The 13454-nt window shown below is 71.4% G+C and carries 20 protein-coding genes; 4 read left to right on the plus strand and 16 right to left on the minus strand.

Annotation, left to right across the window (positions count from 1 at the left end):
* Positions 1-9: 9 nt before the first annotated feature.
* The 8 genes from ACO2TI_RS05765 to ACO2TI_RS05800 form a co-directional block, all read right to left on the minus strand.
* Complete coding sequence (locus ACO2TI_RS05765) at positions 10-432, minus strand: GFA family protein (RefSeq protein WP_423282640.1); 423 nt, start codon at positions 430-432, stop codon at positions 10-12.
* A gap of 47 nt (positions 433-479) precedes the next feature.
* On the minus strand, positions 480-905 hold the full coding sequence (locus tag ACO2TI_RS05770) for an SgcJ/EcaC family oxidoreductase (RefSeq protein ID WP_423283320.1): 426 nt from the start codon (positions 903-905) through the stop codon (positions 480-482).
* Positions 906-1416: 511 nt separating this feature from the next.
* On the minus strand, positions 1417-1860 hold the full coding sequence (locus ACO2TI_RS05775) for an alpha/beta fold hydrolase (protein ID WP_423282643.1): 444 nt from the start codon (positions 1858-1860) through the stop codon (positions 1417-1419).
* Positions 1797-2186, minus strand: coding sequence for an alpha/beta fold hydrolase (locus tag ACO2TI_RS05780; RefSeq protein ID WP_423282646.1), 390 nt, complete (start codon positions 2184-2186; stop codon positions 1797-1799). Before ACO2TI_RS05780 ends, ACO2TI_RS05775 begins: the two co-directional genes overlap by 64 nt.
* 18 nt (positions 2187-2204) lie before the next feature.
* Positions 2205-2522 carry a DUF1330 domain-containing protein gene (locus tag ACO2TI_RS05785; protein WP_423282648.1) on the minus strand — a complete coding sequence of 106 codons (318 nt, stop codon included), beginning with the start codon at positions 2520-2522 and terminating at the stop codon, positions 2205-2207.
* Positions 2523-2558: 36 nt separating this feature from the next.
* Positions 2559-3128 carry a GNAT family N-acetyltransferase gene (locus tag ACO2TI_RS05790; RefSeq protein ID WP_423282650.1) on the minus strand — a complete coding sequence of 190 codons (570 nt, stop codon included), beginning with the start codon at positions 3126-3128 and terminating at the stop codon, positions 2559-2561.
* 64 nt (positions 3129-3192) lie between these two features.
* The gene (locus ACO2TI_RS05795; RefSeq protein WP_423282652.1) at positions 3193-4437 is read right to left on the minus strand and encodes a glycerophosphodiester phosphodiesterase family protein; all 1245 of its coding nucleotides are present in this window, start codon (positions 4435-4437) and stop codon (positions 3193-3195) included.
* Between the two features lie 118 nt (positions 4438-4555).
* Positions 4556-5581, minus strand: coding sequence for a M14 family zinc carboxypeptidase (locus ACO2TI_RS05800; RefSeq protein WP_423282654.1), 1026 nt, complete (start codon positions 5579-5581; stop codon positions 4556-4558).
* Between the two features lie 125 nt (positions 5582-5706).
* On the opposite strand from ACO2TI_RS05800, the gene ACO2TI_RS05805 reads away from it, so the two are divergent.
* Both ACO2TI_RS05805 and ACO2TI_RS05810 read left to right on the plus strand, forming a co-directional pair.
* Complete coding sequence (locus ACO2TI_RS05805; protein WP_423282656.1) at positions 5707-5841, plus strand: hypothetical protein; 135 nt, start codon at positions 5707-5709, stop codon at positions 5839-5841.
* Positions 5842-5933: 92 nt separating this feature from the next.
* Entirely contained in the window at positions 5934-6482 is a 549-nt protein-coding gene (locus ACO2TI_RS05810; RefSeq protein ID WP_423282658.1) for a DUF4142 domain-containing protein, read from the plus strand.
* Between the two features lie 129 nt (positions 6483-6611).
* Here ACO2TI_RS05810 and ACO2TI_RS05815 read toward each other — a convergent pair whose 3' ends face one another.
* The 8 genes from ACO2TI_RS05815 to ACO2TI_RS05850 form a co-directional block, all read right to left on the minus strand.
* Complete coding sequence (locus ACO2TI_RS05815; protein ID WP_423282660.1) at positions 6612-6803, minus strand: DUF3606 domain-containing protein; 192 nt, start codon at positions 6801-6803, stop codon at positions 6612-6614.
* Positions 6796-7035 (minus strand): hypothetical protein, encoded by a 240-nt coding sequence (locus ACO2TI_RS05820; RefSeq protein ID WP_423282662.1) that lies wholly within the window; start codon positions 7033-7035, stop codon positions 6796-6798. The genes ACO2TI_RS05815 and ACO2TI_RS05820 overlap by 8 nt, the downstream gene beginning before the upstream one ends.
* A 36-nt stretch (positions 7036-7071) precedes the next feature.
* Positions 7072-8340, minus strand: a complete 1269-nt coding sequence (locus ACO2TI_RS05825) for an RNA polymerase sigma factor (protein WP_423282664.1) — start codon at positions 8338-8340, stop codon at positions 7072-7074.
* 79 nt (positions 8341-8419) lie between these two features.
* Positions 8420-8827 carry a VOC family protein gene (locus ACO2TI_RS05830; RefSeq protein WP_423282666.1) on the minus strand — a complete coding sequence of 136 codons (408 nt, stop codon included), beginning with the start codon at positions 8825-8827 and terminating at the stop codon, positions 8420-8422.
* Positions 8828-8859: 32 nt separating this feature from the next.
* Entirely contained in the window at positions 8860-9390 is a 531-nt protein-coding gene (locus ACO2TI_RS05835) for an SRPBCC family protein (protein WP_423282668.1), read from the minus strand.
* A gap of 27 nt (positions 9391-9417) precedes the next feature.
* Positions 9418-9837 (minus strand): YciI family protein, encoded by a 420-nt coding sequence (locus ACO2TI_RS05840; RefSeq protein ID WP_423282670.1) that lies wholly within the window; start codon positions 9835-9837, stop codon positions 9418-9420.
* 92 nt (positions 9838-9929) lie between these two features.
* Positions 9930-10286, minus strand: coding sequence for a YciI family protein (locus ACO2TI_RS05845; protein ID WP_423282673.1), 357 nt, complete (start codon positions 10284-10286; stop codon positions 9930-9932).
* A 118-nt stretch (positions 10287-10404) separates the two neighbouring features.
* Complete coding sequence (locus tag ACO2TI_RS05850; RefSeq protein ID WP_423282676.1) at positions 10405-10749, minus strand: hypothetical protein; 345 nt, start codon at positions 10747-10749, stop codon at positions 10405-10407.
* Between the two features lie 174 nt (positions 10750-10923).
* Between ACO2TI_RS05850 and ACO2TI_RS05855 the strand changes: the two genes are divergently transcribed.
* Positions 10924-12273, plus strand: coding sequence for a DUF1800 domain-containing protein (locus tag ACO2TI_RS05855; protein ID WP_423282679.1), 1350 nt, complete (start codon positions 10924-10926; stop codon positions 12271-12273).
* 5 nt (positions 12274-12278) lie between these two features.
* The gene (locus ACO2TI_RS05860) at positions 12279-13448 is read left to right on the plus strand and encodes a DUF1501 domain-containing protein (protein ID WP_423282681.1); all 1170 of its coding nucleotides are present in this window, start codon (positions 12279-12281) and stop codon (positions 13446-13448) included.
* Positions 13449-13454 lie beyond the last annotated feature (6 nt).

A 13454-nucleotide genomic window follows, 5' to 3' on the forward strand; every position in this document is an offset into this window, starting at 1 on the left:
AGCTTAGCGCTAGCGTGGCGGCGGCTCGAGCGGGCGCGTCGGCAGCTCGTCGAACTGCGGCAGCCCATCGGCGATCTCGTGCCACGGCGCCTTCGAGCCGACGAAGACATGGCACAGCGGCCGGTTCACCGGGTCGTCATCGAGCACCCCCAGCGCCAGGCCCAGGACCTTGGGCTTGTCATCGAACCTGCTGAACAGGTTGGAGCCGCACACCGAGCAAAAGCCGCGGTGAGTGCCGGGCGAGGACTCGTAGAAGCGCACCAGCGCTTCGCCGCGTACCCAGCGGAAATCCGCCGTCCTGACCTTGCCGCGCGCTCGGAAGGCCGAGCCGTGCGACTTGCGGCACATCGAGCAATGGCAGTAGAGGAGATCGATGACGCTGCCGTCGATCTCGAACGCAACGCCCTGGCACAGGCAGCTTCCACGAAGCATGAGTCAGGCTCCAGGTCCATACCGGAGCCCGACTGTAGGCCGCAAGCTCAGTTGTGCTCCGGCATCGCCGACGAATGGTGGCTCGTGATCGCCCAGCGCTTGCCGTCCCACTTGTAGGTGAAGGTGTAGCGCGCATGGACGGCGGTGCCGTCGGCGAACGAGAAGGTGTAGAGGCCGGCGTCGATGGCGGTGTTGCAGTCGATCTCGATGTTGCGGCTGTCGATCGCGCCGACCGGCTTGCGGGCGAGGAAGTGCTCGAAATAGTCTTCCTTCTCGGCCGCGCTCAGGCGCGGCTTGTTGGAGACGGTGGGCAGCAGGATCGACTTGGCTGCGTAGTTCTCGACCACCTTCTTCGCGTCGCCGCTTTGCAGCGAGGCGTTCCAGCGGTCGAACAGGGCGGCCACTTCCTTTTCGGAGGTCGCGTGGCAGACCTCGGAGCGGGCGTAGACGCCCGGCGAGGCCGCGGCGGCAATGACGGTGGCGGCGGCAAGGAAACGAACGGGCAGCAATGCAGGCTCCGTAGTTGAGATGCGCCCGATTGTGGAAAGCCGTGCCTTGCGCTTGACTGAATCGGCAGGGCCGCCGCGCGCGAGCTGACGCGCGCATGACGCGCCCGCGATGCGGCCCAGCTCACCTGCGCTCGGCCGCTTCGATCTGCTGCGCGAGCGGCAATCGCGCTGACGCGGTCGACCATGCGGTCGAGCCTGCCACGGCGATCGCGCTCGATGTTCGTCAGGCGCTCGATCGCGCGCACATTGCGTTGCGTCAGGTCCCCGACCTCGACGCGCCGCGCGGCAGATTCACTCTCTCGGCCGGTCATCCGAAGATCAGGTACAGGATCACCAGCACGACCGCGGGGACGCCGAGCAGCCACCCGATGAAGTACTTGCCCATGGCCTCGTCTCCTTTCACGGCGCCGTGCGCCGCAAGCGCGCAGGCGGGTTCGGCAATCGCCGTGCCCGCATCCGCGGGCGCGCCGGCTCCTCAATGGCGCCTGAGGAAAGACCTCATCAATGCCGCGCGTTCGGCCGCATGCGTTTCCAGCAGGAAGTGCGGGCTGTCGAGGATGTGCGCCTCCATGCGCGGCAGCGCCTTCATCCACGAGAGCGTCTCGTCGAGTTCGAAGAAGACATCGTGCCGGCCCCACAGCAGCAGCGCCGGCGGCTGGGAGTGCTGCAGGTAGCGGGCGATGTCGTCGAACCATGCGACATGGCTGCGGTAGTCGAGCAGCAACGCGCGTTGGGTTTCGAGCCGGCCGGGCAGCGACATGACCCGCCAGTCTTCCTCCCACCGCCGGGAGTCGATGCGCGCGGCAATGTCCGCCGGCACGCCGCCGACGTACTGGTCGCGCGTGCCCTCGAAGCTCAGGTGCGCGCTGGCCTCGGCCAGCCGCAGCGGCGTGGGATTGTCCCCCGCGTGGCCGCCCACTGCGCCCCCAGCACGCTCAGGTGGGCGTTGGCGTTCTGCACGATGAGGAAGGACTCGATTCCGAGCTGCGCCAGCAGCCCGTCGACCAGGTCCGCGAAACGCGAGAACGTGGGCCCTTCGATCGGCTGCGAAGCCCCGAACCCCGGCAGGTCCGGCGCGACGACGAAGCACTCGCGCGCCAGCGGGCCGATCACGCGGCGAAACGATGCCGAGGAGCTCGGAAAGCCGTGAATCAGCAGGAGCGCCGGCTTGCGCGCATCACCTGCCAGGCGAACGGCCAAGGGCGTGCCGTGCACCTCGAGCAGCCTGGGTCTCGACCTCGTCATATCGCGGCGGCGAGGAGGTCATTCTGGCGAGCCGGGGATCTCGGTGCCTTGGAGGATGCGGACCTCCCGATCGGCGGAAGAACCCAGCAAGGCCAGGGCGGCCCGGTAGGCCGCACTCTCGTAGGCGGCCACGGCCATGGCCGCGCTGTCGAACTCCACCACGACGCAGCGTTGAGGCCCTTTGCCATGGCCCTCGAACGATGCGACCGCAAGGCCGCGGGTCAGGAAGCGACCGCCAAAGGCCTCGATGGCGGCGGTGGCCGCGGCGGCGTAGCGCTCGTGGACCGCCGGATCGTCGATCGCGTGATACCAGGTGACCCAATAGCCCTTGGACATGGCGCTTCCTGGTGACCAATGGCTCGGGCCGGCGCTTCAACCCGCCCGCGAACGCGACGGCAACGGCTTCCACTCCCGCCTCAGAAGCCCATACACCCAGGAATCCGAAACCTCGCCGTCGACGATGCAATCTTCCCGCAGCCGGCCTTCGCGAACAAAGCCGAGTTTCTCGAGCACGCGGCTCGACGCCGTGTTGCGCGTGTCGGTCTCGGACTGGACGCGGTTCAGGTCCAGCGTGTCGAAGGCCCACTGCAGCAGCGCGCCCGCGGCCTCGGTGGCAAAGCCTTGGCCCCATGCGGCGTCGTCGAGGCAGTAGCCCATCGACGCGCTGCGGTAGTCCGGATTCCATCGGACCAGGCCGCACCAGCCGATGAACGCGCCGCCGGCGCGTTCGATCGCGACCCGCGCGCCGGTGCCCTCCTGCGCCATCTGCCTGCACGCCGCAATGAAGCGTTCCGCCCGCGCGCGTTCCGTCCAGGCGGGTGCGTCCCAGTAGCGCAGCACGTGGCGGTTGCTGTGCAGTGCGAAGAGGGCGTTCGCATCGGCGTCCGCGAACGGGCGCAGCAACAGGCGAGCGGTGTGAAGCGTCGGCGGGGGCAGGGGCATGGGCGAAGTGTGGCGCCAACGGCGCCACCGAACCAGCCGGTGCCTGCCGGCACCGGCCCTGCGCTCAGCGCAGCCCCATGCAGTTCGCGAAGAACGTCGTCGTCGCCGGCCAGTCGGAGAACATGCCGATGATGCCGACGTCGCGCGACAGCACTTCCAGCACGCGGAACACGTCGCCTTCGGTCTTGATCGCCGAATCCACGGTCTGCAGGTAGAAGCCGTTGTTGCCGTCGGCCAGCACGCCCGAGCGCTCGAGCGACCAGCTGATGATGTCCAGGCCGGCCTGGCGCGCGTCGTGCGCGTACTGGCTGGGCACGATGCGCCCGCCCGCGTCCAGCGCCAGCAGCGCAAAGATCGGCGGCGCGACGATGTTGATGCCCTGGGTCTTGTAGCCGACCAGCTCGGCGTAGCTCGGCAGGTCGGCCACGACGTTGGCGTCGTCGAGGTAGACCGCCTGGCGGCCGAAGGCGGCCTCGTTCCTGACCCAGTACAGCACGTCGCGGATGTCGAAGCTTTGCGGGTACACGTGCGAAGGCGCCACGCGCGCCTGCTTGTACTCGTCGATCAGCTTTTGCGCATAAGCCTCCTGCGTGAAGCCGTTGAAGGGCATCGGCACCACCGGGCTCTTGAGTTCGGGCGTCATCTTCACGCCCAGCCGCTTGAACAGCTCGATGCTCTCCTTGTGGGTCATCAGCGTGCCGCTGCTCGGGCCGGCGTAGAGGTCGGTGCGAAAGCTCGCGGTGCCGCCCAGGTACTCGGCCGCGGTGCGCGCGCGCGGATCGAAGGCGTCCATCTTGCCGCGCAGGGTCTTGAACTCGGCCAGCGTGATGTCGCTGGTGCGGCATTCGGCGCTGGCCGGCGTGAGCAGGTTGCCGCCGGCGTCATAGGTGGCGGGCTGGAAGGGCTTGCTGCACTTGGCGGCCAGCGGCGTCACCAGGATGTTGGTCGTGGTGTGCAGGTCGTTCTGCGCGTGGCGGCAGACGAGTTCCTTGTCCTTGGTGAAAGCCACGTCGCACTCCAGCACGCCGGCACCCATGCGCGCGGCGGCCTCGTAGCTCTCCTTGGTGTGCTCGGGAAACTGCAGCGGCGCGCCGCGGTGGCCGATCGAGAACGCGCGCGAGGTGTAGACCCCGCGCTGGGCGCACTGCTGCAGCTGGCGCTTGAGCGGGCCGTCGCTCATGTCGTCGACGAGGAAGAAGGGGCGCGGGCCGAGCTGCACCGAGCCGGGCGCGGTGGGCGCGCCGCCGTGGGCGTGGGCCAGCGTGGCCATCAGGCACGCCAGCGAGAACGAGACGAAATGCTTGCGCATGGAAAGGGACTCCCAGAGGTTGCGCCCGCGCGGGACGTGGGCGGGGCAACGCTAGGCAGTGCAGATGGCAGGCCGATGGCAGATGCGTGACGAGGCGCGCATTCGCCTGGTGCCCCGCTCACGTGGGTGGCGGGTACCAGCGCTGCAGCGCCGCCTGCGCATGCGCAGGCCGGTCCTCGCCCGCCGGCAGCCAGCGGCGCCAGCTCGCCGCGGCGCGCGCCATGAAGTCGAGCCACGCCACGTGGCGGCGCAGCACGCGCTGCTGGCGGTGCTCGATCAGCGGGTTGAAGATGCCGTGGCGGCTGAACAGCTGGCGCGGGTTCTTCTTGACCCACAGCCACGAACCCATCTCCAGCGTCAGCGGCAGGAACACCGCGTCGGGCGCGCGTTCGCGTGCGCGCAGGTAGAGGTGGTCCCACAGGTCGCCGTGCGCTCGGTACTGGTGGCTTTGCGGCTCGAACAGGTAGCGGTGCTGCGGGTGCGTGCGGTCCAGCAGCCCGGCCAGCGCGTCCAGCTCGGGCAGGTGCTCGATCGGCCGCGCGCTGTGCGCGAACGGAAACCACACGCGGTCGCGCACGCCGAAGCCGGAATGGCAGTCGACCGTCAGCGCGAACGGCCGGCCGAGCAGCTCGTGCGCGACCAGCTCGCACAGCGCGGCGCTCTCGGCCTCCATCGGCGCGCCGGCCACGCCGCGGTACCAGGGCAGCGCCGCGCTCAGGCGCTGGCCGCCCACCAGCGGCGCGGCACCGGCCGCCTCGACCGGTGCGTTGCGCATCAGGTCGACGCCGCGCGGGTTGGCGCGCGTGCCCAGCCACAGTCCGCCGGGGTTGACGAGCGGCATGAAGACGAGCCGCAGGACCTCGAGCTGGCGGTGCAGCAGCTCGTCCCAGCGCAGCCGCTCGATCACGCTATGCAGGAAGGCCAGCGCGACCTCGGCGCCGATGCGTTCGAGCCCGTGCACACCGCCGAAGACGCCGAGCGCCGGCGCGTCGGGCGCTCGGCTGCCCATCGTGAGGGCGTGCACCGGCAGGCACTGGCCCGCGGCTTCCACCTCGGCGACGACGCGCACATCGAGGTGGTTCGCTCCGGCATCGATCAGGCGCTGCAGCTGTTCGAGCTCGGCGATCGGCGGGGTCAGGCTCACGCCGCGAGGATGCCGCACGGCCTTCGCGCTGCAAAGGGCGGCGTGGTCACGCACGCGTCACGCAGGCGTCACGAAGCGGCGCTACGTTGGCTCGTTCACGCAGCGCACCACCGAACCACCGCACCATGACTCGACTCAAGCAACTCCTTGCTCCCGCGCCCGCGATCGGCGCGGCCGTGCTGTGGGGCGTGTACGAGGCTTTCGCCCTCACACGCGCGCGCTGGCGGGCGCGCGGCCGTGCTGCCATGCTGCGCCGCTGAAGCAGCGTCCGCGCCCGCCGCCGCGCTTGGGTCCGCGGTTTGCCTCTTCTCTTGTCGACGACGCGAAACGCGCCGCAAGACAGGAGATCCAGATGAAACCCTTGCAATCCATCGCCGCAATGGCCAGCCTTGCCGTGGCCGCGTTGTGCGTCGCTGTGCCGGTGCTGGGGCAGGACCTGCCTTATCCGGAGGCCGACTTCCTGCGCAAGGCGGCCGCCGGCGGCCATGCCGAGGTCCAGGCCAGCCAGCTCGCGCAAAGCCGCGCGACGACGCGCGAGGTGAAGGACTTCGCCACGCAGATGCTCGCGGAGCACGCCAAGAACGCCGAGGCGCTCGAACGCCTGGCAGCCTCCAAGGCGGTGACGCTGCCGCAGGTGCCGACCAAGGCGCAGACCGCCGAGATCGAGGCGCTGGCCGCCACCGAAGGCGCGGAGTTCGACCGCCGCTACGCGGAGCGCTTCGGCGTGAAGGCGCACGAGGAGATGCTCGCGCTGATGAACACGGGAGCGCAGGCCAAGGACCCGCACGTCAAGGACTACGCCGAGCAGACGCGCGCTGCGGTCGAGCAGCACCTGAAGATGGGCAAGGCGCTGCAGTCCTCGGTGGCCAAGCGCACGAGCGCCGCCGCCGCACGGCCGTGAGGCGTCGCGGCAGCGCGAGCGCGCGCGCGATGCCGTCCCATGACAGGAGCCTTAAGTTCTGCGGTCCCTCGGGCAGGGCCTTATGCGTTGGTCGCCCTGCCACCGACGCTGGGTGAGGGCGGTCGTCCTTCAGATCGCCTCGCGCCCTTTGCTCAGGTGCACGCGCAGGTCGGGCACCATCACGCCCACGGCCTTGACCGCGGCGCGCAGCTCGTCCGGCGTGCAAGCGAACTCCTCGCACCAGTAGCGCAGGTTGCGCGCGTCGTTCAGGTCGACGCGGCTGCGGTCCTCGGGCGCGCGGCCCTTCGTGTCGTCAGCCATGGGTCGGCCCCGCATTGGCAGTGCCCGGCCAAACGCGCACGAGCAGATCGACGAAGGTCTCGCGATCCCCAGCAGCAAGGCTCTCGATCTCGTCGAGTGCCGCGCGTTCCGGCGAGCAGCAGGCCGTCGCCCACAGCTCCCGACCGCAGGCCCGCAGCGCCCGAGGATCCAGCAGCGCGCCATGCCGCAGCATGGCGTTGGCGAATCGGTCGGCCCACAGTTCCCGGTCCATGGCGAACTTGGGCAACCGCCATGCCCGGGACCCGCGTCAGGCCGATGCCGCCGCCCGCGCCAGCAGCAGCGCGCGCTCGCGCTGGTTGCGCGTGAGCGCGGCCGCGCGCTCGAACTCGACGCGCGCTTCGCTTGCCCGCCCCAGCTTGGCGAGCAGGTCGCCGCGCACGCTCGGCAGCCAGTGGTACTGCGCCAGCGTCGCGTCGTTGGCGATCGCGTCCACCAGCGCCAAGCCGGCCGCCGGACCGTGCGCCATGCCGACCGCGACCGCGCGGTTGAGCTCGACCACCGGCGAGGGCGCGACGCGGGCGAGCGATTCGTACAGCGAGGCGATCTGCGCCCAGTCGGTGTCCTCGGCGCGGTGCGCGCGCGCATGGCAGGCCGCGATCGCCGCCTGCAGCGCGTAAGGGCCGTGCGCGCCGCCCAGCGCGACCGCGCGCGCCAGCGCCGCCAGGCCGCGGCGGATCAGCAGTGGGTCCCAGCGCGAGCGGTCCTGGTCGAGCAGCAGCACCGGCTGCCCCTGCGCGTCGGTGCGTGCCGCGGTGCGCGAGGCCTGGATCTCCATCAGCGACACCAGTCCGTGCACCTCGGGTTCCTCGGGCGCCAGGCCGGCCAGCACGCGGCCCAGGCGCAGCGCCTCGTCGCACAGCGCCGGGCGCATCCAGTCGTCTCCGGCGGTGGCCGAGTAGCCCTCGTTGAAGATCAGGTAGATCACCTCGAGCACGTCGGCCAGGCGCGCGGCGAGCTCCGGCCCGCGCGGCACCTCGAACCGCACCTTGGCCGCGGTGAGGCTGCGCTTGGCCCGCACGATGCGCTGCGCGATCGCCGGCTCGCTGGCCAGGAAGGCGCGCGCGATCTCGTCGGTCGTCAGGCCGCCGAGCAGGCGCAGCGTGAGCGCGATGCGCGCGTCGACCGACAGCACCGGGTGGCAGGCGGTGAAGACCAGGCGCAGCAGGTCGTCGCCGATCTCGTCCTCGCTGGCTTCGGCCAGCGCGTCGACGAAGTCGGGCGTGTGGTCGGTGCCGAGCGCGGCCATGTCCTGCACGATCTCGTCGTGCTTTTCCGACTGCATGCCGTCGCGGCGGATGCGGTCGAGCGCGCGGTGCTTGGCGGTGGTCATCAGCCACGCGGCCGGCTTGTCGGGCACGCCGTCCTCGGGCCAGCGTTCGAGCGCGGCGACCAGCGCGTCCTGCGCGATCTCCTCGGCCAGGCCGACGTCGCGCACCATGCGCGCGACCACGGCGACGATCTTGGCCGATTCGATGCGCCAGACGGCGTCGATCGCGTGGTGCACGTCTGTCGTCATGCCGAACCCCGCGCCGGGCCGCCCCAAGCGGGGTTCGCGCCCCCTCGGGGGACAGCGAACGAAGTGAGCGTGGGGGGCGTCATTCCTGCGGAACCGCGTTCGGATCCATGTGCATCAGCTCCCATTGATGGCCATCGAGATCCTCGAAGCCGTGACCGTACATGAAGCCGTGGTCCTGCGCCGGCATCGGGGCCGTGCCGCCGGCGGCCAGCGCCTTGCGCACCAGCGCGTCGACCTCGGCGCGGCTCTCGCACGACAGGCACAGCAGCACCTCGGTCTGCTTGCGCGCGTCGCTGATCGGCTTCTTGGTGAAGCCCTGGAAGAAGGGCTCGACGAGCAGCATCGCGTAGATGTTCTCGCCCAGCTTCATGCAGGCGCCCTGGTCGTTGGTGAACTTCGCGTCGAAGCCGAAGCCCAGCGCCTCGAAGAAGGCCTTGCTGCGCGGCAGGTCCTTGACCGCGAGGTTGACGAAGATCTGCTTGTGCATCTTGGATGTCTCCCGTTTTGAAGAGGCGTCGGTCAGCTGCGCTCGGCCTGGGCCTTGAGATCCGCCAGGCCGGCCTCGAAGTCGCGCCCGACCATGCGGTCCATGTCGAAGAACAGGTGCGCGATCTTGGCCACGTAGGGCAGCGGGCCCTGCATCGCCCAGGTGACCTCGGTGCCGCCGGCGGCCGGCGCCAAGGTGAAGTGCACGTCGTTGTGCGCCTCGAAAGGATCGAGCATGTCGAGCTTCATCTGCACGCTCGATGACGGCGTGGACTGCGCGATCGCCAGCCGTCCGCGGCCGACGTCCTTGTTGCCCGCGAACTCGTAGGTCGCGCCGGGGCCGGCGGCGGGGCCGCTGTAGCGGCCCTGCACCGCCGGATCCTTCTTGTTGAACGGGTTCCAGGCGTTGAAGCGCTGCAGGTCGTTGATCTGCGCGAACACCTTGTCGGGCGCGGCGGCGATGTGCGTCTTGCGCTGCACGACGAAGGTGTCGGGGCGGGTGGCGGCGGCGATCAGCACCGCGGCGAGCGCCGCGACCACGGCGAGGGCAATGAACTTGAGCATGGTGTTCTCCTTGTTCTTGATGAGGGTTCAGCGCGCGCCGCGCCCGGTCTCGAGCTGGCGAAAGCGCTCGATCGACTCGCTCGGGCCGAGATCGTCCAACTCGTACAGCGCTCGCACCTCGATCTCGCCGTCGGCCTGTTCGCCGAAGGGCGCCGGGAAGCGGCGCGCCCATTCCATGGCCTCCTCCCGGGAGCGCACCTCGATCAGCGTGTAGCCGGCCACCAGTTCCTTGCTCTCGGTGAACGGGCCGTCGATCACTCGGCGGCGGCCGCCGCGGTACTGGATGCGAAAGCCCTTGGACGTGGGCTGCAGGCCGTTGGCGTCGAGCAGCACGCCGGCACGGGCGAGCTCCTCGTGGTAGCTGGTCATGGCGGCCAGCAGGGCTTCTTCCGGCAACTTGCCGGCCTCGGTGTCGGCATTGCCGCGCACGATGATCATGAATCGCATGTCGGGCTCCTTCGGTCGTGGAACGAGGCAGTGCTTTTCGCTGCCTTCGAACCCACGACGAACGGCCGGAGCCGGAATCGACACGCGGCGCTTCAGCGCACGTAACAGGGCCCCACTTCGCGAACCTCGACGGTGCACCAGGCCGCTGCCGGGCATTCCTCGGCGATGGCGAGCGCTTGCTCGCGCGTCTCGACGTCGAGCAGGAAGAAGCCGCCGACCATTTCCTTGGCCTCGGCGAACGGCCCGTCGAACAGGCGCTTGCGGCCGTCGCGCACCTGCAGCCGCACGGCGTTGGCGGTCGACTGCAGCGAGTTGCTGGCCATCAGCACGCCGCGCTGCTTGAGGGACTCGGTGAAGTCCAGCATCGCGCCGTAAGCGGCGCGGCCCTCGGCTTCGCTGCGTTCGGCGCGCTGGCCGATCGGCTCGACGATCAGGAGAAGGTGTGGCATCGGCAGTTCGCGCCTCGTGGGCGCTTCATGGACGAAGGGGCGCTTCATACCATGCCTGGCGGCATCGGTGTGAAGCGGCCCTGCGACGGGAACTGCTTTGGCCGTGGCGCCTCGCGGCTCAGGGCTTGCGCGTCTGCCGGTCGTGCTTGGCGTGCGCGATGTGGCGGCTCGCGTGGTCCTGACGCTGCTCGAGCTTCACCGCCTCGCGGCGCGTCACGGTGCCGTCGGCCTCGGCATGCGCTTCGGCGCGCGCGAGCCGGGCCTGTTCGCGGCCGAGGCGGCGGGCCTCGGGCTGGGTCAGCGCGCCGGACGAGACGCCTTGCTCGATGCGCTGCTCCTGCCGGTCCTGGCGGTGGTCGAAGCGCTGCTCGGCGGCCTGGCTGGCGGGCGCGGACTGGGCTTGCGCTGCGGCCGCGGCGGCGACCAGCGCGGTGGCGAACATGAAGTGGGTCCAGTGGGACATCGTCGGCTCCTGTGGTGGCTTGTCGGCCGGCGCGCCGCGCGCAACCGGTTGCCGCTTGAACCCGCCGCCGCGGCGCAGGCTTACGCGCGGCGGCGCAATTCCGAGCAAATCGCTGGGGCGGGCGTAAGAAGCCGCCGCCTCCGCGGTTGAAGCGGCAGAAGTCCCTCGCACGCCATGCAAGCCGCCACCCTCGCCGCCCACCGCTTCGGCTTTGCCGAGACCAGCCTCGCCGCCCTGCGCGGCGATCCGCGCGGCTGGGTGCTGGCGCAACTGCGCGAGCCGGCGCCGCTCGACGGCGCCGGGCTGGCCGGCAGCGCCGAGGCCGGCGAGATGACGCGCGCCGTGCTGCGCCGGGCGCTCGCCGCGCCCGCGCCGTCGATGGCGGCCTCGGCACCGGCCGACGACGCGACCCCGCGCGACCCGGACCGGCTGCGCCTGCGCCGCGCCAACCTCGCGGCCTTGCAGCGCCGCTGGCAGCACGTGATCGCGACGCCGACGCCGGTGGCCGAGCGCTGGACGCTGTTCTGGAGCAATCACTTCTGCGTCGCCGCGACCAAGGGCGCGACGCTCGCGCTGGTGGCACCGCACGAGCGCGAGGCGATCCGCCCGCACGCCTTCGGGCGCTTTCGCGACCTGCTGCGCGCGGCGACGCTGCATCCGGCGATGCTGCTCTATCTGGACAACGCGCAATCGGTCGGTCCCGGCTCGCGCGCCGGCCGGCGCCGCGAGCGCGGCCTCAACGAGAACCTCGCGCGCGAGCTGCTCGAGCTGCACACGCTGGGCGTGGACGGCGGCTACACGCAGGCCGACGTGACCGAGCTCGCCAAGCTGCTGACGGGCCGGACGGTCGATCGCGAGGGGCCGATGACGGCCGAGTTCCGCCGCGCGATCCACGAGCCGGCCGACAAGCGCGTGCTGGGGCGGCGCTATCGCGAAGGCCCCGAGGCGGTGGAGGCGCTGTTCGACGATCTGTCGCGCCATCCGTCGACCGCGCGCCACCTGGCCACCAAGCTCGCGCGCCACTTCGTCGCCGACGATCCGCCCGCGGCCCTCGTCGACGCACTGGCCGCGAGGTTTCGCGACAGCGACGGCGACCTGCGCGCGCTCGCCGAGACGCTGTTCACGCACGAGCTCGCGTGGCGCGCCGAGGGACCGCCCAAGTTCAAGCGGCCGGAGGAATTGCTGTTGTCGGCGCACCGGCTGATGAAGCTGCCGATCCTGCGGCCCGAGCGGGCGCAGACGGCGCTGGTTCAGATGGGCCAGCCGCCGGGCCGCGCGCCCTCGCCGCAGGGCTGGCCCGACCGCAGCGAGGACTGGCTCGCGCCCGACGCGCTGTGGAAGCGCGTGCAGTGGGCCTCGGCCTTCGCGGACGAGCACGCGGCCTTTGCCGACGCGCGCCAGCTCGCCAGCCTGAGCTTCGGCGCCGACCTCGGCGCCGGCACCGCCACGCAGATCGAACGCGCCGAGAGCGGCCGCCAGGCGCTGGCGCTGCTGCTGGCCAGCCCCGAATTCCAACGCAGGTGACACGCATGGCCAACTCGCTGCCGTCTCGCCGACAGATCCTGCGCGGCCTCGTCGCCGCGCCGCTGGCTGCGGCCGGCGCGCGGCTCGCCTTGGCCGCGCCCGCCGCCGGGCCCGATCGCTGCGCGCTCGTCGTCGTGATGCTGCGCGGCGCGCTCGACGGGCTCGCGGCCGTGCCGGCCACCGGGGATCCGGCGTGGCGCGCGCTGCGTCCGCAGGCCGAGGCCGAGCTCGAACGATTCGGCCCGCCGCGGCGCCTGGACGGCATGTTCTCGCTGCACCCTGCGCTGGCGCAATTGCATCGCTGGTGGGGCGAGGGCTCGCTGCTGGTGGTGCATGCGGTTGCGAGCCCGTACCGCGAGCGCTCGCACTTCGACGCGCAGCAGCAGCTCGAAAGCGGCGGTGCGCGGCCTTTCGAGCTCTCGACCGGATGGCTCGGCCGTGCCCTCGCCGCCACCGGCGGGCGCGGCGTCGCGCTCGAACAGGCGCTGCCGCTCGCGTTGCGCGGCGCGCCCGGTGCAAGCAGCTGGGCGCCGAGCGCGAACGCGAGCGCCGACGCGGACCTGCTCGCGCGCGTGGGCCGGCTCTATGAGAGCGATGCGCAGCTCGGCCCGATGTTCGAGCAGGCGATGGCCCAGCATCGCGGCGACGACATGGCCGCCGCGGGCGGCGCCGGCTTCGCGGCGCTGGCGCGCCAGGCCGGGCGCTTCCTCTCGGCACCCGACGGCCCGCGCGTCGCCTGGCTCGAAAGCAGCGGCTGGGACACCCACACGCAGCAGGCGCCACGTCTGGCGCGCCTGCTCGGCGGGCTCGACCAGGGCCTGGCCGCGCTGCGCGAGTCGCTCGGCGCGCGCTGGTCGGACACCAGCGTGCTCGTGATGACCGAGTTCGGCCGCACCGCCGCGATGAACGGCAGCCTCGGCACCGATCACGGCACGGCCGGCGTGGCCTTTCTCGCCGGCGGCGTGGTCGCGGGCGGGCGCGTGCGCAGTGACTGGCCGGGCCTCGCGCGCGCGCAGCTCTTCGAGGGCCGCGACCTGCGGCCGACCACCGACTTGCGCGCGCTGATTGCCCCGGCCCTGCAGCGCCACCTCGGCGTCTCGCGCGCGCAGATCGAGCGCGAGCTGCTGCCCGGCGCGCCGGCCGCGCTGCCCGACCTGTGGCGCGGCGCGGCTTGACGCGCC

The sequence above is a fragment of the Caldimonas sp. KR1-144 genome, from assembly GCF_049446155.1.
Taxonomy (GTDB): Bacteria; Pseudomonadota; Gammaproteobacteria; order Burkholderiales; family Burkholderiaceae_C; genus Rivibacter.